This window comes from Pseudomonas sp. MIS38 (assembly GCF_019891575.1).
GTDB lineage: Bacteria > Pseudomonadota > Gammaproteobacteria > Pseudomonadales > Pseudomonadaceae > Aquipseudomonas > Aquipseudomonas putida_A.
Genome location: NZ_JAFLXF010000009.1, coordinates 162,816 through 187,168 on the forward strand (window position 1 = coordinate 162,816; position 24,353 = coordinate 187,168).

Below are 24,353 nucleotides of genomic sequence, written 5' to 3' on the forward strand. Positions count from 1 at the left end.
TTTGCGCGTCCCTTCGTTACCTGCGAAGGGAATCGCCCTGTTTAAACTCCTGTGCAGCGCAAGCACCAGACTTGCATGCATAACAACAAGAAAGGTACATCTCAGATGAATGCGATTTCTCGCCTCGCTACTGTCATTTCTGTCGCCTCCCTGTTCCCGCTCGCAATTCTGCCTCTCAGTGTTTCCGCTGCCGAATCCAAAGGTTCGGTCGAAGTCGTGCACTGGTGGACGTCCGGTGGCGAAAAAGCCGCTGTCGATGTGCTCAAGGCGCAAGTTGAAAAAGACGGTTTCACCTGGAAAGACGGCGCTGTCGCCGGCGGTGGCGGTGCCACGGCCATGACCGTGCTGAAAAGCCGCGCCGTTGCCGGCAACCCACCAGGTGTCGCCCAGATCAAGGGCCCGGACATCCAGGAGTGGGCTTCCACCGGTCTGCTCGACACCGACGTCCTGAAGGACGTGGCCAAAGAAGAGAAGTGGGACAGCCTGCTCGACAAGAAAGTCTCCGATACCGTGAAGTACGACGGTGATTACGTGGCCGTACCGGTGAACATTCACCGGGTGAACTGGCTGTGGATCAACCCGGAAGTCTTCAAGAAAGCCGGGATCACCAAGAACCCGACCACCCTCGAAGAATTCTACGCCGCCGGCGACAAGCTCAAGGCTGCGGGCTTCATCCCGCTGGCCCACGGCGGTCAGCCTTGGCAGGACAGCACCGTGTTCGAAGCCGTGGTGCTCTCGGTCATGGGCGTTGATGGCTACAAAAAAGCCCTGGTCGATCTGGACAACAAAGCGCTGACCGGTCCGGAAATGGTCAAGGCGCTGACCGAGCTGAAGAAAGTCGCGACCTACATGGACCAGGACGGCAAGGGTCAGGACTGGAACCTGGAAGCGGCCAAGGTCATCAACGGCAAGGCCGGCATGCAGATCATGGGTGACTGGGCCAAGTCCGAATGGACCGCCGCCAAGAAAGTCGCCGGCAAGGACTACGAGTGCGTAGCGTTCCCTGGCACCGACAAGGCATTCACCTACAACATCGACTCCCTCGCGGTGTTCAAGCAGAAAGACAAAGGCACTGCGGCCGGTCAGCAGGACATCGCCAAAGTCGTGCTGGGTGAAAACTTCCAGAAAGTCTTCAGCATCAACAAAGGCTCGATCCCGGTACGTAACGACATGTTGAACAACATGGACAAACTCGGTTTCGACTCTTGCGCGCAGACCGCTGCCAAGGACTTCCTGGCAGACGCCAAGTCCGGTGGCCTGCAGCCGAGCATGGCGCACAACATGGCGACCACGCTGGCGGTGCAGGGCGCGTTCTTTGATGTCGTGACCAACTACATCAACGACCCGAAAGCCGACCCGGCCGATGCGGCCAAGAAACTGGGCGCGGCGGTTCAGTCGGCCAAATAACCCTCAGTAGCGTAGGCCCCTCTTTGTGGGAGCGGGCTTTGTGGTGAGGGGATTTATCCCCGATGGTTCGCGCAGCGGCCCCAGAAAGTTGCAGCGGTGGAGTACCAGAAAGACCGCGTGCAAAGGTTTTGCGACTGCTTCGCAGCCGATCGGGGATAAATCCCCTCGCCACAGAGCTCGCTCCCACAAGGGGAAAGCGTGTGAATTTTCTACCCTCGTACTGGATTTCCCCATGAGTTCTGTTGCTGTGTTCAGCAAGGCCTCGCCGTTCGATGCACTGCAGCGCTGGCTACCGAAACTGGTGCTGGCGCCGAGCATGTTCATCGTGCTGGTGGGCTTCTATGGCTACATCCTGTGGACGTTCGTGCTGTCGTTCACCACCTCGACGTTCCTGCCCAACTACAAGTGGGCCGGCCTGGCGCAATACGCGCGGCTGTTCGACAACGATCGCTGGTGGGTGGCGAGCAAGAACCTCGCGGTGTTCGGTGGCATGTTCATCGGCATTACGCTGGTGATCGGGGTGCTGCTGGCGGTGTTCCTCGACCAGCGCATCCGTCGCGAAGGCTTTATCCGCACCATTTACCTGTATCCGATGGCGCTCTCGATGATCGTCACCGGTACCGCGTGGAAATGGCTGCTCAACCCGGGCATGGGCCTGGACAAATTGTTGCGTGACTGGGGCTGGGAAGGCTTCCGTCTGGACTGGCTGATCGACCCGGATCGCGTGGTCTACTGCCTGGTGATCGCCGCCGTGTGGCAAGCCTCGGGCTTCATCATGGCGATGTTCCTCGCCGGCCTGCGTGGCGTTGATCAGTCGATCATCCGTGCCGCGCAGATCGATGGCGCGAGCATGCCGACCATCTACTGGAAAGTCGTGCTGCCAAGCCTGCGTCCGGTGTTCTTCAGTGCGGTAATGATTCTGGCGCACATCGCGATCAAGAGCTTCGACCTGGTCGCGGCGATGACGGCGGGTGGCCCGGGTTATTCCTCCGACCTGCCGGCGATGTTCATGTATTCCTTCACCTTCAGTCGCGGCCAGATGGGCATGGGCTCGGCCAGTGCGATTCTGATGCTCGGTGCGATTCTCGCGATCATCGTGCCTTACCTGTACTCCGAGCTGAGGACCAAGCGTAATGACTAGTCTCGCTGCCAAACCCGCTTTCAGCCTGAGTCGCGTCGCGATCTACGCGGTGCTGATCCTCGCGGTCCTGCTGTACCTGATTCCGCTGGTGGTGATGCTGCTGACCAGTTTCAAGACCCCGGAAGACATCAGCACCGGCAACCTGCTCAGTTGGCCGACCGTGGTCAGCGGCATCGGCTGGGTCAAGGCCTGGGCCACGGTTGACGGTTACTTCTGGAACTCGATCAAGATCACCGTGCCGGCCGTGGTCATCTCCACTGCCATCGGCGCGTTGAACGGCTACGTGCTGTCGTTCTGGCGCTTCCGCGGTTCGCAGCTGTTCTTCGGTCTGCTGCTGTTTGGCTGCTTCCTGCCGTTCCAGACCGTGCTGCTGCCAGCCTCGTTCACGCTCGGCAAGATGGGCCTGGCGAGCACCACCACCGGACTGGTATTCGTGCACGTGGTCTATGGTCTGGCGTTTACCACGCTGTTTTTCCGTAACTACTACGTGAGCATTCCCGATGCGCTGATCAAGGCTGCACGGCTGGATGGCGCGGGTTTCTTCACGATCTTCCGGCAGATCATTCTGCCGATGTCGACCCCGATCATCATGGTTTGCCTGATCTGGCAGTTCACCCAGATCTGGAACGACTTCCTGTTCGGTGTGGTGTTCTCCAGCGGTGATTCGCAACCGATCACGGTGGCGTTGAACAACCTGGTCAACACCAGCACCGGCGCCAAGGAATACAACGTTGATATGGCAGCGGCGATGATCGCCGGCCTGCCGACCCTGCTGGTCTATGTGGTCGCAGGCAAGTATTTCGTGCGCGGGCTGACGGCCGGCGCAGTCAAGGGGTAATCATGGCAACGCTCGAACTTCGCAACGTCAACAAGACCTACGGTGCCGGCCTGCCGGACACCCTGAAGAACATCGAACTGTCGATCAAGGACGGTGAGTTCCTGATCCTGGTCGGTCCGTCGGGCTGCGGCAAATCGACCCTGATGAACTGCATCGCCGGCCTCGAGACCATCACCGGTGGCGCGATCATGATCGGCGATCAGGACGTCAGCGGCATGAGCCCGAAGGATCGTGACATCGCCATGGTGTTCCAGTCCTACGCGCTGTACCCGACCATGAGCGTGCGCGAGAACATCGAGTTCGGTCTGAAGATCCGCAAGATGAGCCAGTCGGCGATCGACGAAGAAGTCGCGCGCGTGGCCAAGCTGCTGCAGATCGAACACCTGCTCAACCGCAAGCCGGGTCAGCTCTCCGGTGGTCAGCAACAGCGTGTGGCGATGGGCCGTGCACTGGCGCGTCGGCCGAAGATCTATCTGTTCGACGAACCGCTGTCCAACCTCGACGCCAAGCTGCGCGTCGAGATGCGTACCGAAATGAAACTGATGCACCAGCGCCTGAAAACCACCACGGTCTACGTGACCCACGACCAGATCGAAGCGATGACCCTGGGCGACAAAGTGGCGGTGATGAAGGACGGGATCATTCAGCAGTTCGGCACGCCGAAAGAGATCTACAACGATCCGGCCAACCTGTTTGTCGCAAGCTTTATCGGTTCGCCGCCGATGAACTTCATTCCGCTGCGTCTGCAACGCAAGGACGGTCGTCTGCTGGCACTGCTTGACAGCGGCCAGGCCCGTTGCGAATTGCCGATGAGCATGCAGGATGCAGGGCTGGAAGATCGCGAAGTGATCCTCGGCCTGCGCCCGGAACAGATCGTTCTGGCGAACGGCGAGGGCAATGGTCTGCCGAGCATCAAGGCCGAAGTGCAGGTCACCGAGCCGACCGGTCCGGACACCCTGGTGTTCGTCAACCTGAATGAGACCAAGGTCTGCTGCCGCCTGGCGCCGGACGTGGCACCGCAGGTGGGCGAGACCCTGACCCTGCAATTCGATCCGTCGAAAGTGTTGTTGTTCGATGCCAGGACTGGCGAGCGTCTGGGGACTGCGGGGCAACCGAAGACCGAAGCGCACGGCGCCAACGTCGCCCAGTTCAAGGGGCGCTGAAGATCAAAAATGTGGGAGCGGGCTTGCTCGCGAAAACGGAGTGTCAGGCAGCACACATGGCGACTGACATGACGCCTTCGCGAGCAAGCCCGCTCCCACAGGGGAAAAGTGGTGTTCGGCCTGTCGAGCATCGCAATTTATGTAAACCGCGTTGGAAAAAAACAGTTAATAACAATAAAGACGAGGATGTAGGGATGAAAAAGAAACACGTCAATGCCCGGTTGATCTGCCAAGTCTCAGCTGCGGCGGCATTGGTGCTGGCCGGTAACGCCATGGCGGCGGATGCCTTCAGCTCCGACTCGAAATGGATGACCGGTGACTGGGGTGGCGAGCGGACCAAGCTGATCGAGCAGGGTATCGACATCAAGGCTGACTACGTTGGGGAAATGGGCGCCAACCTGCATGGCGGCTACAACGACGACAAGACCGGTCGCTACAGCGATCAGTTCGGTCTGGGCGTGGCGCTGGATCTGCAAAAACTCTGGGGCTGGGACAACACTCAGGCCAAGATCCAGTTGACCAACCGTAACGGGCAAAACATCTCCAACGACCGCGTTGGCGATCCGCGTGCTGGCACTCTGTCGTCTTCGCAGGAAGTCTACGGTCGTGGCCACATGGTGCGTCTGACCCAGTTGTGGATTCAGCACCAGTTCTTCGACAACAAGCTGGACGTCAAGGCCGGTTACTTCGGTGAAGGCGAAGACTTCAACACCTTCCCGTGCGACTTCCAGAACCTGGCGTTCTGCGGCTCGCAAGTGGGTAACTGGGCGACCAACATCTGGTACAACTGGCCCGTCAGCCAGGCCGCGATCCGTGTGAAGTACAACATCAACGACGAGCTCTACGCGCAGATCGGTGCTTACAACCAGAACCCGTCGCAACTGGAACACGGCAACGGCTTCAAGCTCAGCGGCAGCGGCACCAAAGGGACTGTTCTGCCAGTCGAACTGGTCTGGTCGCCGAAGGTCAACAGCCTGCCGGGCGAATACCGCGTCGGTTACTACAAGAGCACGGCTGACGCCAATGACGTCCGTGAAGACGTCAACGGCTTCGACGCTGCAACCACTGGCGACGCGTACAAGACCCACAGCAGCAAACACGGCTACTGGTTCGTCGCGCAGCAGCAACTCACCAGCCACAACGGTGATGCTTCGCGCGGTCTGAACATCGCCGCCAACGCGACCTTCCACGACAAGGACACCAACTTCATCGACAACTACCAGTCGGTGATGTTTGTCTACAAGGGCCCGTTCGACGCGCGTCCTAAAGATGACGTGGGTATCGGTGCGGCGCGTATTCATGTCAACGATGACGTGAAGAAAAACGCCGAGTTCCTGAATGCGTCCAACGGTGTTTCGGACTACGACAATCCGGTGTTCTCGCCGATTCGTGAAACCGAATACAACTACGAGATCAACTACGGCTTCCACGTCACCAACTGGCTGACGGTGCGTCCTAACCTGCAGTACATCACTCACCCGGGTGGTGTGGATGAAGTGGACAACGCATTGGTCGCCGGTCTGAAAATTCAGTCTACGTTCTAACGCTGTTGCGATAAGCTCCTCTCTATGTGCGCATATTTGCGGACAGCCAAGGCTGTCCGCTTTTTTTTGCGATAGACGTCCGATGTTATACCTGTGGCGAGGGGATTTATCCCCGATGGGGCGCGAAGCGGCCCTGAACCCATTGCATACGATATGTCAGTGGGAAAACGGTTGCAGGTTTGGGTTTGCTTCGCAACCCATCGGGGATAAATCCCCTCGCCACAGTGTTCACTCTCACTGGGCACAAAGGTAATTGAGTACCCCCATGATTTTCAGGACCGTGGCCAATGCATGAGCATCCGCTGCAACGCTTCTTCAAATCCCTGCGCGAACGACCGGTGTTTGCCTGGGAGCGCTATCAGATGCGCGATGTGCTGGTGATCGACCATCCGCTGTGTCAGGCGGTGTTCAGTCGGCAGGGCGCGCAGTTGCTGCACTTTCAGCCGCGCGGGCAGAAACCGTGGTTGTGGTGTGCGGCGAAGTGGCCGCACGTTGGCGCCATTCGTGGCGGCGTGCCGGTGTGCTGGCCGTGGTATGGCCGCCATCCGAGCGAAAATGCCTGGCCATCCCATGGCTGGGCACGACTGCTCGACTGGAAGTTGCTCGACAGCAGCAGCGCCGAAGATGGCGTGCGACTGCATTGGCAATTGCAGTTGTGCGATTGGCAGGTTGACCTGCATGCGCACCTCGGTGAGCGCATGGAATTACGCCTGAGCACCGAGCATCAGGACGACATGCCGTGCCAATTGAGCCAGGCTTTGCACGCTTACTGGCGTATTGGTGATGTCGGTGAGATAGCGCTGTCTGGGCTCGAAGGTGCGCAGGGTTATGACCAACTGAGCCGCCGGTCGTGTCAGCAGGAAGGCGAGTTGCGCGTCGATGGCGGCTGTCAGCGGGTGTTCCAGCACGACGGCGAATTACAGCTCAAGGATCACGCCTGGCAGCGCGAGTTGTGCATCGATACCGGCGACAGCGGCGACACGGTGGTCTGGCATCCGGGCTCGCGCCCGTTGCTGGGCGTGAGCTGGGATGAAGTGACGGAGTTTGTCTGTGTCGAAGCGGCGGCGGGCGGTACCGACAGCCTGCATCTGGCGCCGGGGGAGAAGGCGCATTTGAGTTTGCAGGCGTGGGCGGCGGCTTGAGTGCGTCAAGTTCACCGCTACCCTCACCCTAGCCCTCTCCCGGAGGGAGAGGGGACCGATCGGGGGATGCTGAAGAATTACGCCGAAATGAAAGAGCGGTGCTGAATCCATAATCGACTGGATATTTCAGGTCGATGTATAGCGCAAGACACCTCGGTCAGCTCCCTCTCCCTCGGGGAGAGGGCTGGGGTGAGGGTTGGCTTTTAAGCTTTCAATGACTCAGTTGAACTCGTCACCCACCGGATACCGACTGGCATTCAAGCTCTCTTTGATCTTGCGCAGATGCGGCTGGAAGTCCACCCCGCGACGCAGCGTCATGCCGGTCGCCAGCACATCCAGCACCGTCAACTGAATGATCCGCGAGGTCATCGGCATATAGATGTCGGTGTCTTCCGGCAGCGGAATGTTCAGGCTCAGGGTACTGGCCTTGGCCAGCGGTGAATTCTCGGCGGTCAGGCCCAGCACCGAAGCGCCGTTCTCCCGGGCGATGCGCGCCACTTCCACCAGTTCGCGGGTGCGGCCGGTGTAGGAAATGATCACGAACAGCTCACCGGTATGCGCCACCGAAGCAATCATTCGCTGCATCAGCACATCCGCATGGGCGGTGACGGCGAGGTTGAAACGGAAGAATTTGTGCTGCGCATCCAAAGCCACAGGCGCTGACGCACCGAGGCCGAAGAAGTGGATCTGCCGGGCCTGAATCAACAGGTCGACGGCGCGGCTGATCAGGTTCGGATCGAGCGCCTGGCAAGCGCTGTCCAGCGAGGCGATGGCGCTGCCGAAAATCTTCTGCGTGTACGCCTCGGGATTGTCATCGGCCTCCACCGCGCGGCTGACATACGCCGCGCCACTGGCCAGGCTTTGCGCCAGTTGCAGCTTGAGTTCAGGGTAGCCGCTGACACCGAACGAACGGCAGAAGCGGTTGACCGTCGGCTCGCTCACCGATGCGGCCTGGGCGAGGGCGGCGATGCTGAAGCGGGTGGCCTGCTGCGGGTTGAGCAGGATCACCTCGGCGACTTTGCGTTCGGCCTTGTTCAGCTCTTCAAGGCGACTCTGGATCTGTTCCAGTAAATTTCGCACGCGGTCCATATGGAATTCCTAATTCACCTGCGCAAAGGTGCGCCGGGCTATGCAAATTGGGCCTTTGATGTGGCCCGTAACGGTGGCCTATCCTACTGGTGGCTCCGACCGACCACCACTCGGAATCTGTATTTTGCGAAAATGTTGTGGTTATTACTACATTTTCCCTTGAGTGATGCCTTGAAAAAAGGTATTTGTAGCTTAACTTGATAAAAGAACAAACATCATGCCTTCGATTACGGTTGAACCGTGCACCTTTGCCTTGTTCGGCGCTCTGGGCGATCTGGCCCTGCGCAAGCTGTTTCCTGCCCTTTATCACCTCGATGGCGCCGACCTGTTGCACGAGGACACGCGCATCATCGCGCTGGCCCGTGAACCCGGCTCCGAGCAGCAGCACCTGGCGTTCATCGCCGCCGAATTGCGCCGTTACGTCGGCAAAGAGCTGGACGAGGCCGTGGCCGAGCGCTTTCTGGCGCGCCTGAGCTACCTGCACGTCGACTTCCTCAAGGCTGAAGACTATGTGGCGCTGGCCGAAGCGGCCGGCAGCGCGCAACGCATGATTGCCTACTTCGCCACACCGGCAGCGGTGTATGGCGCGATCTGCGAGAACCTGGCGAAAGTCGGTCTGGCAGAAAACACCCGCGTGGTCCTGGAAAAGCCGATCGGCTCCGATCTGGAATCCTCGCGCAAGGTGAATGACGCCGTGGCGCAGTTCTTCCCGGAGAACCGCACCTACCGCATCGACCACTACCTGGGCAAAGAGACCGTCCAGAACCTGATCGCCCTGCGTTTCGCCAACAGTCTGTTCGAAACCCAGTGGAACCAGAATTACATCTCCCACGTGGAAATCACCGTGGCCGAGAAGGTCGGTATCGAGGGCCGTTGGGGCTACTTCGACAAGGCCGGCCAGCTGCGCGACATGATCCAGAACCATCTGCTGCAGCTGCTGTGCCTGATCGCCATGGACCCGCCGGCCGACCTGTCCGCCGACAGCATCCGTGACGAAAAGGTAAAAGTGCTCAAGGCGCTGGCACCGATCAGCCCGGAAGGCCTGACCACTCAGGTGGTGCGCGGCCAGTACATCGCCGGGCACAGCGAAGGCAAGTCCGTGCCGGGCTACCTCGAAGAGCCGAATTCCAACACCCAGAGCGACACCGAAACCTTCGTCGCCCTGCGTGCCGACATCCGCAACTGGCGTTGGGCCGGTGTGCCGTTCTACCTGCGCACCGGCAAGCGCATGCCGCAGAAACTGTCGCAGATCGTCATCCACTTCAAGGAACCGTCGCACTACATTTTCGCGCCGGAACAGCGCCTGCAGATCAGCAACAAACTGATCATCCGTCTGCAACCGGACGAAGGCATTTCCTTGCGGGTGATGACCAAGGAGCAGGGCCTGGACAAGGGCATGCAGTTGCGCAGCGGTCCGCTGCAACTGAATTTCTCCGACACCTGGCGCAGCGCACGGATCCCCGATGCCTACGAGCGGTTGTTGCTGGAAGTGATGAACGGCAATCAGAACCTGTTTGTCCGTAAAGATGAAATCGAAGCCGCGTGGAAGTGGTGTGACCAGTTGATCGCCGGCTGGAAGAAGTCCGGTGACGCGCCCAAGCCGTATGCGGCCGGGTCGTGGGGGCCGATGAGCTCGATTGCACTGATCACGCGGGACGGGAGGTCGTGGTATGGCGATATCTGATGTGAAACTGCCCGCGGGCGTGAATGCCCACCAATTCAAGAGCCCGGTGCTGTTGACCGAAGGTCTGGCGCTGAACGTCGCCAAGCAGTTGAGCGATGCCATCGCCGCACGCGGCAACGCGGTGCTGGTGGTCTCAGGCGGTCGCAGCCCGGTGGCGTTTTTTCAGCACCTGGCCAAGCAGGAGCTGGACTGGTCGAAGGTCGTCGTGACCCTCGCCGACGAACGCTGGGTACCGGTCGAACACGCCGACAGCAACGCCGGCCTGCTCAAGCAGTACCTGCTCAAAGGCCCGGCCGCCAAGGCGCAGTTCCTCAGCCTCTACAGCGCGGCGGCCAACGTCGAGCAGGCTGCGGAACAGGCCGACCGTCTGCTCGCGGAATTGCCGCCGATCGACGTGCTGGTGCTGGGCATGGGCGATGACGGTCACACCGCGTCGCTGTTCCCCGACAGCCCGAACCTGACTGAAGCCTTGCAGGCTGACGGCAGCCGTCGCTGCTGGCCGATGCTGGCGCCGAGTGTGCCGCGTCAACGCCTGACCATGAGCCGCGCGCTGCTGGCTTCGGCGAAGCACAAGATTCTGTCGATTTCCGGTCAGTCGAAACTGACCACTCTGAATGCCGCACTGGCATCCGACGACGTCGCGGCCATGCCGGTGCGCGCGTTTCTGCAACCTACGTTAGAGATTTACTGGTGCCCATGAGCCAAGGATCAGCCGCTATGAAAAATCCATCCCCGACCGTTTCCATGGCGGACAAAGTTGCCCTGATCGACAGCCTCTGCGCCAAGGCGCGGATCCTGCCAGTGATCACCATCGCCCGTGAACAGGACGTGCTGCCACTGGCCGACGCTCTGGCCGCCGGTGGCCTGACCGCGCTGGAAGTGACCCTACGTTCGCAGTTCGGGCTCAAGGCGATCCAGATCCTGCGTGAGCAGCGTCCGGAACTGGTGACCGGTGCCGGCACCGTGCTCGATCGCAACATGCTCGCGGCGGCGGAAGCGGCGGGTTCGCAATTCATCGTCACCCCGGGCATCACCCGTGACCTGCTCGAAGCCAGCGTCGACAGCCCGATTCCGCTGCTGCCGGGCATCAGCAATGCCTCCGGCATCATGGAAGGCTATGGCCTGGGCTATCGCCGCTTCAAGCTGTTCCCGGCGGAAGTCAGCGGTGGCGTGGCAGCGATCAAGGCCCTCGGCGGCCCGTTCGGCGAAGTGAAATTCTGCCCGACCGGTGGCGTCGGCCCGGCCAACATCAAGAGCTACATGGCGCTGAAAAACGTCATGTGCGTGGGCGGTAGCTGGATGCTCGATCCCGAATGGATCAAGAACGGCGACTGGGCGCGCATTCAGGAATGCACCGCCGAGGCCCTGGCGCTGCTGGACTAAACGTTTTACCTGACACTTCGTTGTGTGTTCTACGGCTTTACGGTGCGCTTGGTCGGTGCACCGTTTTTTTTTGCCCGGCAAAAATACTCATGGAAACGGCGCGACACATAGTTACCGCACCGCGGGGCTCGTGCGCCGTTAATCTGCGTTCATCTTATGGAAAAGAGAACGCGTCATGGAACGAGACACTTCAACCGCACCGTCACCATCGATCTATCAGTTGGCCCCCGAGCAGATCGCCGGGCCGTACTTTCGCAATCCCAAATTGCTGCGGCGCAACATCAGCGAAGGCGCCGAAGGGCTACCCTTGCTGCTGCGCCTGAGCATCGTCGACGCGATGACCGGCCAGCCGGTAAGCGGGGCACTGGTGGACATCTGGCACTGCAATGCACGAGGCGCCTATTCGGGGTGGAGCCGGATCAATCCGGATCTGGAGGTCGACTCCGATGCCATCGGCTCGGTGCCGCGCACCGACGATGACACCTATCTGCGTGGCAGCCAGTTCTGCGATCAGCAGGGGCGGGTGCGCTTCACCACCATCTATCCGGGGTTCTATGCCGGTCGGGCGCTGCACATTCATGTGGCGGTGCGCATGGTCAGCGGCAGTGAATATCTGGAGGAGCGCAACGTGGCCTGGGTCGGTCAGCTGTATTTCCCCGAAGTGGTGTCACGCGCGGTGCTCAATGCCCGTGACTATCGCGGGCGAGCCTCGACACCCTTGAACAATGCCGATGACAGCTACTACAGCAACATGCGCGGCGAAGATTCGACCCTGACCGTGTGGCCGATCGGCCGCGACTCTCACGAGGACGGCTTTTTCGGCCATTTGACCATCGGCATCGACACCTTTGCCGCCTCGTCGCAGATCAAACCCGAGGACTTCGACAAGTACACCGTGTGAACCGATCAACGCAGCTCGTTGAGTGCACGGGTCAGCAACTGCATGTCAGCCGCCGTGGTGGTCAGCCCCGGCGTGATGCGAATTCTCGGCCCGCTCGCTGCGCCGTTGCGTACCACGGTGAACAGGTTGTACTCGTTGAGCAGGCGCTCGACCATTGCCTGTTGATCGGCGTGGCGAGTGAAACGCATCGAGGTGATCCCGCAATACAGGCGCGGATCGTCCGGGGTCATCACCTCGATCCCCGGCAGGTGCCGCACCGCGCTGACCCACAGATTGCGCAGGTAATTGAGCCGGGCGCTTTTGGCCGCAGCGCCGCCGAGCGAGCGGTGCTCCTCGAGCGCCAGCGGCAGCGACATCAGCGCCGGAATGTTCGGCGTGCTGTACGGCGTGCGGGCGCGGATGTCGGTGGCCGGAAAGTGCATTTCGCCCATGTCCGGATCGATGTCGGCCAGGCGCTGCGGGGCGATGTACAGAAAGCCCAGGGTCAATGGCGCGCCAATCCACTTGTGCAGGTTAAAACCGGCGAAGGCGATGCCCATCGCTTCCAGATTGAACTCGATCTGGCCAAGGGCGTGAGCGCCGTCGAGGATGATGTCCACGCCATGCTGTTTCGCCAGTTCGGCGATGGCCTGCACCGGCATCACCAGACCGGTGCGGTGGGTAACATGGGTCAGGGCCATCAGTTTGAGTTTCGGATAGCGGATGAAGGCTTCGCGGTAACTGTCCAGCAGGCTGTCGAAACTGGCCGGGTGAGTGTGGTTGATCTCGATCACGTCGACGCCGCGATGGCGTGACAGCCAGCGCATGGCACCTTTGACCGTGTCGTATTCCAGGTCGCTGATCAGCACCTGATCGCCCGGAAGCAGGCGATTGTAATTGCGGATCAGCGATTGCAGCGCATCACTGGCGTTGCGCGTGAAAGCCACGCTCTGCGCGCGCACACCGATGGTCTCGGCCAGTTGCGCACGAATCTCCAGGCTGTCGTGCTGTTCGAAACGCTGGCGTACATACACCGAGTTGCTGGTGTTGATCAGCTCGATATTGCGCTGATAGTCCTCGATCACTGTGCGCGACATGCGCCCGAAGTAACCGTTCTCCAGGTTCAGCGGGCCGGTTTGCGCTTCGTAACGATCGGCGAAGGTTTGCCAGAACGCTTCGTCACGGGCACGGCGGGTGTTATCAGGCATGGTCGAGGCTCTAGGGAGGAGGGCGCTTCAGTGGCGCGGGGCAGGTTTGCCGTGTTTGGCGCGTAGTGGTTCGAGCAGATCCGACAGGCCGTTATGGTCGATTTCCTGCATCAGCGCCAGCAGTCCGCCGAGTTCGCCGTGAGGAAAACCCTCGCGGGCGAACCAGTTGAGGTAAGGCCCCGGCAGGTCGGCAATGATCCGGCCCTTGTACTTGCCGAAGGGCATTTCACGGGTGATCAACAGCTCAAGCTTTTCAGGATTCATCAGTGGCAGTCATCTGGATTCAATCAGTCAGGAAAATACAGGCATTCTGCATGCAGGCCAAATGACAGATCATGCAAATAACCGTGATACAGATAGTTCAAATATCTTTAACTTATTGAAAAATAACGATTTATTTTTGAGTGAAAAGCTGGCACGCACACTGCAATAACCCTTGCATCTTCAACCAACCGCAAGGAATTGAAAAATGACTGACATGAATAAAGAAGCCATCTCTGTACTCAACGACCTGATCGAAACCTGCAAGGACGGCCAGGAAGGGTTCAAGACTTGCGCTGAAGACATCAAGCATCCAGAACTCAAAACCCTGTTCGTGACCCGTTCTGCCGATTGCGCGACTGCCGCCGCTGAACTGCAGGCTGAAGTGCGTAAACTGGGCGGTGATCCGGAAACCTCTACCAGCGTCAGCGGTGACCTGCACCGTCGCTGGGTCGACGTCAAAGCCATGTTCACCGGCAAGGACGAAGAGGCAGTGCTGAACGAGGCCGAGCGCGGTGAAGACCACGCCCTGAAGGCTTACCGTGAAGCCATCGAGAAAATCAACAAGCACGGCCTGGTCGGCATTCGTGACCTGGTTGAGCGTCAGTACCACGGCGTACAACGCAATCACGACCAGGTGAAAGCCCTGCGTAACCAGGCTCGCGCTCGTTCGTAAGCCACGCTAAAAAACTGTGGGAGCGGGCTTGCTCGCGAAGCGGTGTGTCATGCAACGATGCTGTTGCTGACACGACCCCTTCGCGAGCAAGCCCGCTCCCACTTTTGTTTTTTGTGTACCTGATGATCAGCCGATGCTGATCGCCGGCAGAGTCGGCAGGGTCACGGTCTGTTGTTTACGCGGCGCCAGAATTTCGGCCTCGCCATCCACCACCAGCTCATCGCGCTGGTTGAACACGCGAGTGGCGATGCGCACGCGAAACTTCGGCAGCTTCTCGAGGATTTCCAGGCGCACGGTCAGGGTGTCGCCAATCTTCACCGGCTTCTGAAAGCTCATCTGCTGACCGATGTAGATAGTGCCCGGCCCAGGCAGCTCGCACGCTACGGCGGCGCTGATCAGTGCACCGCTGAACATGCCGTGGGCGATGCGTTCCTTGAACATGCTGGCGGCGGCGAACTCGGCATCCAGGTGCACCGGGTTGTGGTCGCCCGACATCGCGGCGAACAGCTGAATGTCGCGCTCTTCGACAGTCTTGCTGTAGCTGGCGGTCTGGCCGACTTCGAGGGCTTCGTAAGGGATGTTGGTAACCTGGGTCATCGGTCTTGATTCCTGTGACGGATTAAAGTGAATCCACAAAAAATTATTCGCTGCGATGGGGGCGGCGATGGCTCAGCGCCTGGTCGATCCAGGTCAGCACATCGGCAACCACTTCGTCGCGATTGGTTTCATTGAACAATTCGTGCCGCGCCTGCGGGTAGATCTTCAGTTGCAGGTTCTGGCTGCCGGCCGAGCGCAACGCTTCGGCCAGATCTGTCAGACGCTTGCCTTCGCTCACCGGATCACATTCACCGCCGATCACCAGCAGCGGCAGGCCCGGGTCGATCTGGGCGAGATTGGACGCTTTGCTGATCTGCTGCAAGCCGCCGAGCAAGTCGATCCACAATTGATTGGTGCAGCGGAAGCCACACAACGGGTCGTTGGCATACAGATCGACCTCGACCGGGTCGCGGCTCAGCCAGTCGAACGGCGTGCGCGCCGGTTTGAATTTTTTGTTGAACGAGCCGAACGACAACCACTCGATCAGCGCACTGCGGCCCTTGCCGCCCTGGCGCAGTTTTTCGAAACGGGCGATTTGTCGCGCCGCGCCGTAAAGCGCCACCGGCTGGAAGTTCGAACCGCTGAGAATCGCCCCATGCAGGCTGGCGCTGTGATGCAGCAGGTAACCCTGAGCGAGGTAGCTGCCCATGCTGTGCCCGAGCAGGATGATTGGCACGTCGGGATGCTGCTGGCCGATGTGCTGATTGAGGCTGGCCAGATCGCCGATCACCTTGCACCAGCCGTCGTCATCGGCGAAATGCCCGAGCGTCCCGTGTTCGGCGGTTTTGCCATGGCCGCGCAGATCCGGGGCGTACACACCATAGCCTTGAGCACAGAACGCATTCGCCAGCCGCTCGTAGCGGGCGCTGTGTTCGGCCATGCCGTGGGCCAGCAGGATCAGCGCTTTCAAGGGCGCGGCAGGCAACCACTGGTTGACGAACAGGCGGCTGCGGTCACTCGCGTCCAGCCAAAAGCCTCGGTGGATCATGGCAATTCCTTTTTTATCGAGCGGTATCGGCCCGCAGTCGTAGCATTGTATAGCGCGTCCGATCAGCTCACGCCACGGCAGGAAGATTCATACGATCAATGTCGCCATCGCCCATATTTGCCTCAATGGCCATAACTGCTAGTGTCCGTGAAGCTCCGCTTTTTGCTTTGTGCCCTCAGGGATCAGCGCGAAACCACAGAAAAGCGGCTCCCGGATCGATTCAGGTAAAGAGGACAAGAACAATGCAACCTGATTTCTGGAATGACAAACGCCCCGCCGGCGTACCACTGGACATCGACATGGGCGAGTTCAAGTCGGTGATCGAGGTGTTTGAGCGTTCCTGCAAGAAATTCGCGGACCGTCCGGCCTTCAGCAATATGGGCGTGACCCTGACCTACGCTGAACTCGAGCGCTACAGCGCGGCGTTCGCCGGTTACCTGCAAGCCCACACCGATCTGGTGCCGGGGGATCGCATCGCGGTGCAGATGCCCAACATGCTGCAATATCCGATTGCCGTGTTCGGTGCCTTGCGCGCCGGGCTGATCGTGGTCAACACCAACCCGCTGTACACCGCGCGCGAGATGCGCCACCAGTTCAAGGATTCCGGTGCCCGCGCGCTGGTGTACCTGAACATGTTCGGGCAGAAGGTCCAGGAAGTGCTGCCGGACACTGACATCCAGTACCTGATCGAAGCGAAGATGGGCGACATGATGCCCACCGCCAAGGGCTGGCTGATCAACACCGTGGTCAGCAAAGTGAAGAAAATGGTCCCGGACTATTCGCTGCCGCAGGCGATCTCGTTCAAGAGTGCGCTGCGCCTGGGCCGTGGTCTGGGGATCAAGCCGTTGAAAGTCGGTCTCGACGACATCGCCGTGTTGCAATACACCGGCGGCACCACCGGCCTGGCCAAGGGCGCGATGCTGACCCACGGCAACCTCGTGGCGAACATGCAGCAAGTGCGCGCCTGTCTTGCACAGTTGGGGCCGGACGGTCAGCCGCTGCTGCGCGAAGGGCAGGAGGTGATGGTGGCGCCACTGCCGCTGTACCACATCTATGCCTTCACCGCGAATTGCATGTGCATGATGGTATCGGGCAACCACAACGTGCTGATCACCAATCCGCGCGACATCGCAGGCTTCATCAAAGAGCTGAAGAACTGGCGCTTCTCGGCGTTGCTCGGACTGAATACGTTGTTCGTCGCGCTGATGGAGCACCCGGACTTCAAGACCCTGGATTTCTCCAGCCTCAAGCTGACCAACTCCGGCGGTACCGCGCTGGTCAAGGCCACCGCCGAGCGCTGGGAGCAGATCACCGGTTGCCGCATCACCGAGGGTTACGGCCTCACGGAAACCTCGCCGGTGGCCTGCACCAACCCGTATGGCGACCAGTCGCGCCTGGGCACGGTCGGTCTGCCGGTGCCGGGTACGCTGCTGAAGGTCATCGATGACGAGGGTGTCGAGCAGCCGATGGGCGAGCGCGGCGAGTTGTGCATCAAGGGCCCGCAGATCATGAAAGGCTACTGGCACAAACCCGAAGCCACCGCCGAAGTGCTGGATGCCGAGGGCTGGTTCAAGTCCGGTGATATCGCGGTGATCGACCCGGACGGCTTCGTACGCATCGTCGATCGCAAGAAGGACATGATCATCGTCTCCGGTTTCAACGTGTACCCCAACGAGATCGAAGATGTGGTCATGGCCCACCCGAAAGTCGCCAACTGCGCGGTGATCGGCGTGCCGGACGAGCGTTCGGGCGAGGCGGTGAAACTGTTTGTGGTGGCGCGGGAAACCGGGATCAGCCTCGAGGAACTGAAGGCGTACTGCAAAGAGAATTTCACCGCTTACAAAGTGCCGAAACACATCGTACTGCGTGAGTCGTTGCCGATGACGCCGGTCGGGAAGATTCTGCGGCGGGAGTTGCGCGATATCGCTTAAAGAGCAGAAGCGAAAAGATCGCAGCCTGCGGCAGCTCCTACCTGGGAAATGTATTCCCTGTTGGAGCTGCCGAAGGCTGCGATCTTTTGCTTTCAAGGCCTGGAAAACCGGGGCTTTCAGGGAGGTATAGGATTTTTGCTCTAAAATGACTGCTGGAAAGTCTTGAGTCACTAAAGTGACCATGGAGGCCGCTTTTGGCTCTAGTCGGCCCTCGGCAAAGCTGCTACTCTCGGCGCGCTTTGTGACTTCTCGGCCTGTAGAAAAGCCAGATTCACCAATACAAAACACACACCAATAATAATCGCATCAAATGCGGTGAAGAATTCGCGTTGCTGAGGAGTGGGCTTCCATGATCGAAGACTTTTGGAAGGATAAATACCCGGCTGGAATTGCTGCCGACATCAATCCAGACGAGTACCCGAATATTCAGGCAGTGTTGAAGCAATCCTGCCAACGCTTCGCCAACAAGCCGGCTTTCAGCAACCTGGGCAAGACAATCACCTACGGTGAACTGTACGAATTGTCCGGTGCGTTTGCCGCGTATCTGCAACAGCATACCGACTTGCAGCCCGGTGATCGAATCGCCGTGCAACTGCCCAACGTTCTGCAGTACCCGGTGGCCGTCTTCGGTGCGATCCGCGCCGGGCTGATCGTGGTCAACACCAACCCGCTGTACACCGCGCGGGAAATGGAACACCAATTCAATGACTCCGGCGCCAAAGCGCTGGTCTGCCTGGCCAACATGGCGCACCTGGCGGAAGCCGTGGTGCCAAAAACCGGGGTCAAGCACGTCATCGTCACCGAAGTCGCCGACCTGCTGCCGCCGGTCAAGCGCCTGCTGATCAACAGCGTGATCAAGTACGTGAAGAAGATGGTCCCGGCTTATCACCTGCCCAAAGCCGTCAAGTTCAACGATGTGCTGAGCAAGGGCCAGGGCCAGCCTGTGGCCGAAGCCAATCCGCACAGCAGCGATGTCGCGGTGTTGCAGTACACCGGCGGCACCACTGGCGTGGCCAAGGGCGCGATGCTGACCCATCGCAACCTCGTCGCCAACATGCTGCAGTGCAAGGCGCTGATGGGCTCCAACCTCAATGAAGGTTGCGAGATCCTGATCACCCCGCTGCCGCTGTACCACATCTATGCGTTCACCTTTCATTGCATGGCGATGATGCTGATCGGCAACCACAACATCCTGATCAGCAACCCGCGCGACCTGCCGGCGATGGTCAAGGAACTGTCGAAGTGGAAGTTCAGCGGCTTCGTTGGCCTCAACACGCTGTTCGTCGCGCTGTGCAACAACGAAGGTTTCCGCAAGCTGGATTTCTCCAACCTGAAAGTCACCCTGTCCGGCGGCATGGCCCTGCAACTGGCCGCGGCCGAGCGCTGGAAAGCGGTGACCGGTTGCTCGATCTGCGAAGGTTACGGCATGACCGAAACCAGCCCGGTGGCCACGGTCAACCCGATCCAGAACATTCAGATCGGCACCATCGGCATTCCGGTGCCGTCGACCCTGTGCAAAGTCATCGACGATGCGGGTGTCGAGCAGCCCATGGGCGAAATCGGCGAGCTGTGCGTCAAGGGCCCGCAAGTGATGAAGGGCTACTGGCAGCGTCAGGAAGCCACCGACGAAATCCTCGACAGCGAAGGCTGGCTGAAGACCGGTGATATCGCGCTGATCCAGCCCGATGGCTACATGCGCATCGTTGATCGCAAGAAAGACATGATTCTGGTCTCCGGTTTCAACGTTTACCCGAACGAACTGGAAGACGTGCTGGCGACCCTGCCGGGTGTGTTGCAGTGCGCGGCCATCGGCGTGCCGGACGAGAAGTCGGGCGAGGCGATCAAGATTTTCATCGTGGCCAAGCCGGGCGTGACCCTGACCAAGGAAACCGTGATGGAGCACATGCGCGCCAACGTAACCGGTTACAAGGTGCCGCGTTCGGTGGAATTCCGCGATGCGCTGCCGACCACCAACGTCGGCAAGATCCTGCGTCGTGAGTTGCGTGATGAAGAGCTGAAGAAGATCAAGGCCAAGTCCGCCGCCTGAAGCAAAAAGCCCCGCAGATGCGGGGCTTTTTGTTGGAGTAGGTGGTGGATCTGTAGTGACTGTGATGGCGCCTTCGCGAGCAAGCCCGCTCCCACATTCAACCGCGTTCCTCCAGTTGGAATACAGTCAAATGTGGGAGCGGGCTTGCTCGCGAAGCTTTTCGGTTACTGGCGGAACGGCGCGAAATTCACATTGGTTCCCGCCGGACGCATGTCCTGCAGATACGAATCCTTGTCCGCACTCAATTCCAGGCTCAACGCCGCCTTGCGCTTGCCTTCGTTGCGAATCACCAGGCCTTCGAGCTTTTCGCGCAGGAACACCGTCGGCACTTTCAGGTGCAGCAGTTCGTCGGTGGCCGGGGTGTGCATCAGCAGGTGAATCCACTCGTACTGACCGACGGCGAGGCGCGTCACCGGCAGGTCGAACCACCAGATGTTGCGGTTGCGGTTCAATTCGGCGAAGTGGCAGTTGTTGGTGCCGAGCACAGCGCCGCCCAGTTCCTGGTTGCGACGGGCAATGGCCTGCTTTTTATCGAGTTTCATAACATTCCTGCGGGATCTGATCGTTGGCGCACGGCGCCCATAGGTGCGCATTCTCGGGGCTTGCGGGGCAAACATAAAGCCCAACCTGCATGGCACGACGAAATGAAGGGCAAAAATAAATGAAACTCGTGGCAAACCCGGCCAGTCAATCATTACGTACTGACTTTTCCCCTTCAATGCACCAAGGAGAAACACCATGAGTAGCACTGGCGATAAAGTAAAAGGCATGGCCAACGAAGCAGTCGGCAACGTCAAGCAAGGCGTCGGCAAAGCCACCGACAACACCAAGCTGCAAGCCGAAGGCAAACTGCAAGAGAAAAAAGGTGAAGCCCAGCAAGCTGTCGGCAAAGCCAAAGACGCCATCAAGAAAGGTGTCGACAAGGCGTAATTCCGCCTTGAACGAAACACACGAGCGGCCATCCAAGGATGGCCGTTTTTGTGTCAAAACCCGACAGCCATCCACGAAGGTCGCCAAGTAGGCTACCGTGATGTAGAAAACGGCCCCTGAGTCGCCACGACTTCAACCTGTAATGCGGCGAAAGGAGACGCGAATGATTTTTCCAGACATGAAAGGTCTGCCACTGCACCGGGTGATGGTGCGCACGGTCACTGAATTCGTCGACGACGAGATGTCGACCTACGCCTCGGCACTGGCCTACCAGATGCTGTTCTCGCTGTTCCCGTTCATTCTGTTCCTGATTGCGCTGATCGGTTTCCTGCATCTGCCGGACTTCTTCACCTGGCTGCGCCTGCAGTCGGAACTGGTGTTGCCGCCGCAGGCGCTGGAACAGGTCAACCCGGTGATCGATCAGTTGCAGCAGTCCAAGGGCGGCTTGCTTTCGGTCGGTATCGTCATCGCCCTGTACACCGCGTCTGCCGGTGTGCGGCTGATGATGAGTGCGATGAACGCCGCTTACGACGTGGTCGAGGGCCGGCCGATCTGGAAGCGTTTTCCGCTGTCGGTGTTCTACACCGTCGGCATTGCCGGCATGTTGCTGGTGGCGGCCGCACTGATGGTGCTCGGGCCGCAAGTGATGGGCTGGATTGCCGCGCAGGTAGGGTTGGAAGATTTCATCGTCACTGTGTGGACGATTGCGCGCTGGCCGGTGATCGTGATCCTGATGATGGTCGCCGTGGCGCTGATCTATTACGTGATGCCCGACGTCAAACAGGAATTCCGTTTCATCACCCCCGGCTCGGTACTTGCCGTGGTGGTGTGGATCATCGCCTCACTGGGCTTTGCGTTCTACGTCAAAACCTTCGCCAACTACAACGCGATGTATGGCAGCATCGGGGCGATCATCGTGCTGTTGCTGTATTTCTACATTTCCTCGGCGGTGCTGCTGCTCGGCGCCGAGATGAATGCGGTGATCGAACACATGTCCAGCGAGGGCAAGGACGAGGGCGAGAAAGTCCCCGGCGAACTCGATGAACATCCCAAACAACATGTCTCTGGCCTGGGGCGCGACCACTCGCTCAAGCCGGACACTGACGAAGCCTGACCATGATCCGTGAAATCCTCAAAATGGGCGACGAACGCCTGCTGCGCATTGCTCCACCGGTGCCGCCGGAAATGTTCGACAGCCCCGAGCTGTGGCAACTGATCGATGACATGTTCCAGACCATGGAAAGTGTCGGTGGCGTCGGCCTCGCCGCGCCGCAGATCGGCGTCGACCTGCAATTGGTGATCTTCGGTTTCGAGCACAGCGAACGCTACCCGGACGCTGAGGCGGTACCGCAGACGATCCTGATCAATCCGCTGATCACGCCGCTGAGTCCGCTGACCGAGGAGGGCTTTGAGGGCTGTCTGTCGGTGCCCGGCCTGCGCGGCGCGGTGGATCGGTTTCAGCAGATTCGCTACGAAGGCTTTGATCCCAAGGGCGAGCCGATCGTACGCGTGGCGTCAGGCTTCCATGCGCGGGTAGTGCAGCACGAGTGCGATCATCTGATCGGCCGCTTGTATCCGTCGCGGATTACCGATTTCAGCAAGTTCGGCTTTACCGAAGTGATGTTCCCGGATCTCGATCCAACGGCTGACGACTGATCCTGAGAACACCTCTATCCCACAATTGATTTTTATGGTTCCAGCCCCATCGCAATCATCGGCTTGCTCCGCGCATACCGGCTCAACCGCTCGGCCAGTGCGTAGGGCAGGGCGGGATCGAAACTGAAACCGCGCCGCTCGTAAAACCCGCGCAAGTCCGGATGACAGAACAGCCACACCGGCTCCTGCAAATACTTCACCGCCGCCGTGATCAACTCTCCGGCGATCCCTTGCTCACGGCAACCCGGATCAACAAACAATCCGGTCAACCAGTACCCGCCCGCCACCGGCCGCAAGCACAATGCGGCAACGATGTCCTCTCGATGGGCCACCCATAACTGCGCATCGCGCACCGCCTTCATCGACGATTGGTGGCGGCGGTAAAACTTGTTCATCAACGGCCACAAAGGCTCGTCGAGCAGGACGTATCGGGTATCGGGCATGGGATCGGACTGGCGGCGGGCAAAGCGCCGATTATAAAAGAACGCGCGCCGCGCGATAGGTGTATACCTGAGCCTACATCCCTGTGAGTGGAGTACGCATCATGTCCAAAGGTATGGATTCAAAGAAAGCCGCGAAGAAGAAACCGGTGAAGACGGCGATTGAAAAGCGTGCAGAGAAGAAAGCCAAGAAGGTCGATATTTTCGGTCATTGATCACGTCCTTCGGGAGCCCGTCCCCCGGGCTCCCGCTTCAGCGCAAAAATAATCTGCAAGATTGCTCGGCTTCGTTGCACAGAAGGGGAAGATTCCTGTTCCGAGCCACGCCATGCCGAATTACTTCGACGCCGACCATCGCCAGCAGATCGAAAACCTGCGCCAGCGCTTCACCGCCCGCACCGAGTGGCCGACGTGGCTGCTGCTGATCGGCGTGTATGGCGGCTGGTTCGCGATCATCCTCAACAGTCAGTGGCTCGGTCGCGGCTTGAGCACATTGCTGCTGATTCCGCTGTTGGTGCTGTGGCTGTCGGTTCAGCATGAATTGCTGCATGGGCATCCGACCCGCTCGGTGCTTTTCAATAAAATCCTCGGCTATGCACCCTTTGCGGTGTGGTACCCGTACACCTTGTATCGCGACAGCCATCTGCTGCATCACCGCGATGAACATCTGACCGTGCCCGGCGTTGACCCGGAAAGCCGTTACCTGACAGCGTCGCGTTGGCAGGGCAGTTCGCTATTCGAACGCAGCCTGCACTGGCTGAACAAAACCGTACTCGGGCGTTTTGCGCTTGGTGCGCCGCTGGCCTTACTGGCGTTGGCCGCCGAAGAACTGCAACGCCTGAAAAAACGCGAGCGTCAGGCCTGGTTGATGTGGCTGACCCACGGTGCGTTCAGCGTGTTGATGCTGTGGTTTATCGCGCGCTTCAGCGTGTTGCCGGTCTGGCATTACCTGCTGCTGATCAGTGTGCCGGCACTGTCGATCGCGATGATCCGCTCCTACTATGAACACCGCCCGCACGTTCAGCCGGAGCAGCGCACCGTGCTCAACGAGGCCGGTTGGCCGTGGCGCTGGCTGTTTCTGAATCTGAACTTCCATCTGGTGCATCACGACCTGCCGGGGCTGGCGTGGTACGACTTGCCGGCGGCCTACCGGATGCGCCGCGAGCAGTGGGTGGCGCGCAGTGGCGGGTTTCTGGTGCAGGGTTATGGGCAATTGTGGCGGCAGCATGGATTCAGGCCGATCGACAGTCCGCAGCATCCTTTCCACTGACTTCAAAAACACCACAAAACCCCTGTGGGAGCGAGCTTGCTCGCGAATGCGGTAGAACAGTGACATGTCTGGTGTCTGA

24 protein-coding genes are annotated in these 24,353 nt (G+C 59.6%); 17 read left to right on the forward strand and 7 right to left on the reverse strand.

Annotation, left to right across the window (positions count from 1 at the left end; genetic code table 11):
• Positions 1–105: 105 nt before the first annotated feature.
• The 6 genes from J1G18_RS12890 (at position 106) to J1G18_RS12915 (ending at position 7,235) form a co-directional block, all read left to right on the forward strand.
• Positions 106–1,407 (forward strand): ABC transporter substrate-binding protein, encoded by a 1,302-nt coding sequence (locus J1G18_RS12890; protein ID WP_027612563.1) that lies wholly within the window; start codon positions 106–108, stop codon positions 1,405–1,407.
• A gap of 232 nt (positions 1,408–1,639) precedes the next feature.
• Positions 1,640–2,548, forward strand: coding sequence for a carbohydrate ABC transporter permease (locus tag J1G18_RS12895; RefSeq protein ID WP_007917874.1), 909 nt, complete (start codon positions 1,640–1,642; stop codon positions 2,546–2,548).
• Complete coding sequence (locus J1G18_RS12900; RefSeq protein WP_007969317.1) at positions 2,541–3,386, forward strand: carbohydrate ABC transporter permease; 846 nt, start codon at positions 2,541–2,543, stop codon at positions 3,384–3,386. The genes J1G18_RS12895 and J1G18_RS12900 overlap by 8 nt, the downstream gene beginning before the upstream one ends.
• Before the next feature lie 2 nt (positions 3,387–3,388).
• Positions 3,389–4,549, forward strand: a complete 1,161-nt coding sequence (locus J1G18_RS12905) for an ABC transporter ATP-binding protein (RefSeq protein ID WP_223007804.1) — start codon at positions 3,389–3,391, stop codon at positions 4,547–4,549.
• Positions 4,550–4,743: 194 nt separating this feature from the next.
• Positions 4,744–6,093: a carbohydrate porin gene (locus J1G18_RS12910; protein ID WP_027612565.1), complete on the forward strand. Its 1,350-nt coding sequence runs from the start codon at positions 4,744–4,746 to the stop codon at positions 6,091–6,093.
• Between the two features lie 287 nt (positions 6,094–6,380).
• Positions 6,381–7,235, forward strand: a complete 855-nt coding sequence (locus J1G18_RS12915) for a D-hexose-6-phosphate mutarotase (protein ID WP_003227443.1) — start codon at positions 6,381–6,383, stop codon at positions 7,233–7,235.
• 219 nt (positions 7,236–7,454) lie between these two features.
• Here the strand turns inward: J1G18_RS12915 and J1G18_RS12920 are convergent, their stop codons facing one another.
• Complete coding sequence (locus J1G18_RS12920; RefSeq protein WP_169842436.1) at positions 7,455–8,315, reverse strand: MurR/RpiR family transcriptional regulator; 861 nt, start codon at positions 8,313–8,315, stop codon at positions 7,455–7,457.
• Positions 8,316–8,541: 226 nt separating this feature from the next.
• Here J1G18_RS12920 and zwf point away from each other — a divergent pair, with 226 nt between their 5' ends.
• The 4 genes from zwf to J1G18_RS12940 all read left to right on the forward strand — a co-directional run bounded on the left by zwf (position 8,542) and on the right by J1G18_RS12940 (position 12,292).
• Positions 8,542–10,008, forward strand: a complete 1,467-nt coding sequence (gene zwf, locus J1G18_RS12925; RefSeq protein WP_027612566.1) for a glucose-6-phosphate dehydrogenase — start codon at positions 8,542–8,544, stop codon at positions 10,006–10,008.
• Positions 9,995–10,708 carry a 6-phosphogluconolactonase gene (gene pgl / locus J1G18_RS12930; RefSeq protein ID WP_223007805.1) on the forward strand — a complete coding sequence of 238 codons (714 nt, stop codon included), beginning with the start codon at positions 9,995–9,997 and terminating at the stop codon, positions 10,706–10,708. Before zwf ends, pgl begins: the two co-directional genes overlap by 14 nt.
• A gap of 17 nt (positions 10,709–10,725) precedes the next feature.
• Positions 10,726–11,391 carry a bifunctional 4-hydroxy-2-oxoglutarate aldolase/2-dehydro-3-deoxy-phosphogluconate aldolase gene (locus J1G18_RS12935; protein ID WP_003227433.1) on the forward strand — a complete coding sequence of 222 codons (666 nt, stop codon included), beginning with the start codon at positions 10,726–10,728 and terminating at the stop codon, positions 11,389–11,391.
• 175 nt (positions 11,392–11,566) lie between these two features.
• A complete protein-coding gene (locus J1G18_RS12940; protein WP_098965238.1) occupies positions 11,567–12,292 on the forward strand; it encodes an intradiol ring-cleavage dioxygenase in 726 nt (241 codons plus the stop codon).
• Positions 12,293–12,297: 5 nt separating this feature from the next.
• On the opposite strand, the gene J1G18_RS12945 is transcribed toward J1G18_RS12940, so the two are convergent.
• Together J1G18_RS12945 and J1G18_RS12950 are read right to left on the reverse strand one after the other, a co-directional pair.
• Positions 12,298–13,479 (reverse strand): aminotransferase class V-fold PLP-dependent enzyme, encoded by a 1,182-nt coding sequence (locus J1G18_RS12945; RefSeq protein ID WP_223007806.1) that lies wholly within the window; start codon positions 13,477–13,479, stop codon positions 12,298–12,300.
• 27 nt (positions 13,480–13,506) lie between these two features.
• Complete coding sequence (locus J1G18_RS12950; RefSeq protein WP_003227425.1) at positions 13,507–13,743, reverse strand: DUF3820 family protein; 237 nt, start codon at positions 13,741–13,743, stop codon at positions 13,507–13,509.
• Positions 13,744–13,948: 205 nt separating this feature from the next.
• Here J1G18_RS12950 and J1G18_RS12955 point away from each other — a divergent pair, with 205 nt between their 5' ends.
• Positions 13,949–14,416, forward strand: coding sequence for a ferritin-like domain-containing protein (locus tag J1G18_RS12955; RefSeq protein WP_003227422.1), 468 nt, complete (start codon positions 13,949–13,951; stop codon positions 14,414–14,416).
• A 126-nt stretch (positions 14,417–14,542) separates the two neighbouring features.
• Here J1G18_RS12955 and J1G18_RS12960 read toward each other — a convergent pair whose 3' ends face one another.
• Together J1G18_RS12960 and J1G18_RS12965 are read right to left on the reverse strand one after the other, a co-directional pair.
• Complete coding sequence (locus tag J1G18_RS12960; protein ID WP_003227420.1) at positions 14,543–15,013, reverse strand: MaoC family dehydratase; 471 nt, start codon at positions 15,011–15,013, stop codon at positions 14,543–14,545.
• A 43-nt stretch (positions 15,014–15,056) separates the two neighbouring features.
• Positions 15,057–16,001 carry an alpha/beta hydrolase gene (locus J1G18_RS12965; protein WP_123588697.1) on the reverse strand — a complete coding sequence of 315 codons (945 nt, stop codon included), beginning with the start codon at positions 15,999–16,001 and terminating at the stop codon, positions 15,057–15,059.
• Between the two features lie 242 nt (positions 16,002–16,243).
• Between J1G18_RS12965 and fadD2 the strand changes: the two genes are divergently transcribed.
• Positions 16,244–17,932 (forward strand): long-chain-fatty-acid--CoA ligase FadD2, encoded by a 1,689-nt coding sequence (gene fadD2, locus J1G18_RS12970; RefSeq protein ID WP_223007807.1) that lies wholly within the window; start codon positions 16,244–16,246, stop codon positions 17,930–17,932.
• Between the two features lie 349 nt (positions 17,933–18,281).
• Positions 18,282–19,979 (forward strand): long-chain-fatty-acid--CoA ligase FadD1, encoded by a 1,698-nt coding sequence (gene fadD1, locus J1G18_RS12975; protein WP_003227414.1) that lies wholly within the window; start codon positions 18,282–18,284, stop codon positions 19,977–19,979.
• Positions 19,980–20,143: 164 nt separating this feature from the next.
• Here fadD1 and J1G18_RS12980 read toward each other — a convergent pair whose 3' ends face one another.
• Complete coding sequence (locus J1G18_RS12980; protein WP_007969330.1) at positions 20,144–20,521, reverse strand: hypothetical protein; 378 nt, start codon at positions 20,519–20,521, stop codon at positions 20,144–20,146.
• Between the two features lie 196 nt (positions 20,522–20,717).
• On the opposite strand from J1G18_RS12980, the gene J1G18_RS12985 reads away from it, so the two are divergent.
• The 3 genes from J1G18_RS12985 to def all read left to right on the forward strand — a co-directional run bounded on the left by J1G18_RS12985 (position 20,718) and on the right by def (position 22,565).
• Positions 20,718–20,909: a CsbD family protein gene (locus tag J1G18_RS12985; RefSeq protein WP_027612573.1), complete on the forward strand. Its 192-nt coding sequence runs from the start codon at positions 20,718–20,720 to the stop codon at positions 20,907–20,909.
• A 163-nt stretch (positions 20,910–21,072) separates the two neighbouring features.
• Positions 21,073–22,023 (forward strand): YihY/virulence factor BrkB family protein, encoded by a 951-nt coding sequence (locus J1G18_RS12990; RefSeq protein WP_098965233.1) that lies wholly within the window; start codon positions 21,073–21,075, stop codon positions 22,021–22,023.
• A gap of 2 nt (positions 22,024–22,025) precedes the next feature.
• Positions 22,026–22,565, forward strand: coding sequence for a peptide deformylase (def, locus tag J1G18_RS12995; protein ID WP_202368831.1), 540 nt, complete (start codon positions 22,026–22,028; stop codon positions 22,563–22,565).
• A gap of 32 nt (positions 22,566–22,597) precedes the next feature.
• Here def and J1G18_RS13000 read toward each other — a convergent pair whose 3' ends face one another.
• On the reverse strand, positions 22,598–23,008 hold the full coding sequence (locus J1G18_RS13000) for a GNAT family N-acetyltransferase (protein WP_223007808.1): 411 nt from the start codon (positions 23,006–23,008) through the stop codon (positions 22,598–22,600).
• 324 nt (positions 23,009–23,332) lie between these two features.
• Between J1G18_RS13000 and J1G18_RS13005 the strand changes: the two genes are divergently transcribed.
• A complete protein-coding gene (locus tag J1G18_RS13005) occupies positions 23,333–24,274 on the forward strand; it encodes a fatty acid desaturase (protein WP_223007809.1) in 942 nt (313 codons plus the stop codon).
• The last annotated feature ends 79 nt before the right edge of the window (positions 24,275–24,353 follow it).

Coding starts and splice junctions, on each gene's coding strand:
- J1G18_RS12890 (WP_027612563.1), top strand. CDS start 106: ATGAATGCGATTTCTCGCCTCGCTACTGTCATTTCTGTCGCCTCCCTG.
- J1G18_RS12895 (WP_007917874.1), top strand. CDS start 1,640: ATGAGTTCTGTTGCTGTGTTCAGCAAGGCCTCGCCGTTCGATGCACTG.
- J1G18_RS12900 (WP_007969317.1), top strand. CDS start 2,541: ATGACTAGTCTCGCTGCCAAACCCGCTTTCAGCCTGAGTCGCGTCGCG.
- J1G18_RS12905 (WP_223007804.1), top strand. CDS start 3,389: ATGGCAACGCTCGAACTTCGCAACGTCAACAAGACCTACGGTGCCGGC.
- J1G18_RS12910 (WP_027612565.1), top strand. CDS start 4,744: ATGAAAAAGAAACACGTCAATGCCCGGTTGATCTGCCAAGTCTCAGCT.
- J1G18_RS12915 (WP_003227443.1), top strand. CDS start 6,381: ATGCATGAGCATCCGCTGCAACGCTTCTTCAAATCCCTGCGCGAACGA.
- zwf (WP_027612566.1), top strand. CDS start 8,542: ATGCCTTCGATTACGGTTGAACCGTGCACCTTTGCCTTGTTCGGCGCT.
- pgl (WP_223007805.1), top strand. CDS start 9,995: ATGGCGATATCTGATGTGAAACTGCCCGCGGGCGTGAATGCCCACCAA.
- J1G18_RS12935 (WP_003227433.1), top strand. CDS start 10,726: ATGAAAAATCCATCCCCGACCGTTTCCATGGCGGACAAAGTTGCCCTG.
- J1G18_RS12940 (WP_098965238.1), top strand. CDS start 11,567: ATGGAACGAGACACTTCAACCGCACCGTCACCATCGATCTATCAGTTG.
- J1G18_RS12945 (WP_223007806.1), bottom strand. CDS start 13,479: ATGCCTGATAACACCCGCCGTGCCCGTGACGAAGCGTTCTGGCAAACC.
- J1G18_RS12950 (WP_003227425.1), bottom strand. CDS start 13,743: ATGAATCCTGAAAAGCTTGAGCTGTTGATCACCCGTGAAATGCCCTTC.
- J1G18_RS12955 (WP_003227422.1), top strand. CDS start 13,949: ATGACTGACATGAATAAAGAAGCCATCTCTGTACTCAACGACCTGATC.
- J1G18_RS12960 (WP_003227420.1), bottom strand. CDS start 15,013: ATGACCCAGGTTACCAACATCCCTTACGAAGCCCTCGAAGTCGGCCAG.
- J1G18_RS12965 (WP_123588697.1), bottom strand. CDS start 16,001: ATGATCCACCGAGGCTTTTGGCTGGACGCGAGTGACCGCAGCCGCCTG.
- fadD2 (WP_223007807.1), top strand. CDS start 16,244: ATGCAACCTGATTTCTGGAATGACAAACGCCCCGCCGGCGTACCACTG.
- fadD1 (WP_003227414.1), top strand. CDS start 18,282: ATGATCGAAGACTTTTGGAAGGATAAATACCCGGCTGGAATTGCTGCC.
- J1G18_RS12980 (WP_007969330.1), bottom strand. CDS start 20,521: ATGAAACTCGATAAAAAGCAGGCCATTGCCCGTCGCAACCAGGAACTG.
- J1G18_RS12985 (WP_027612573.1), top strand. CDS start 20,718: ATGAGTAGCACTGGCGATAAAGTAAAAGGCATGGCCAACGAAGCAGTC.
- J1G18_RS12990 (WP_098965233.1), top strand. CDS start 21,073: ATGATTTTTCCAGACATGAAAGGTCTGCCACTGCACCGGGTGATGGTG.
- def (WP_202368831.1), top strand. CDS start 22,026: ATGATCCGTGAAATCCTCAAAATGGGCGACGAACGCCTGCTGCGCATT.
- J1G18_RS13000 (WP_223007808.1), bottom strand. CDS start 23,008: ATGCCCGATACCCGATACGTCCTGCTCGACGAGCCTTTGTGGCCGTTG.
- J1G18_RS13005 (WP_223007809.1), top strand. CDS start 23,333: ATGCCGAATTACTTCGACGCCGACCATCGCCAGCAGATCGAAAACCTG.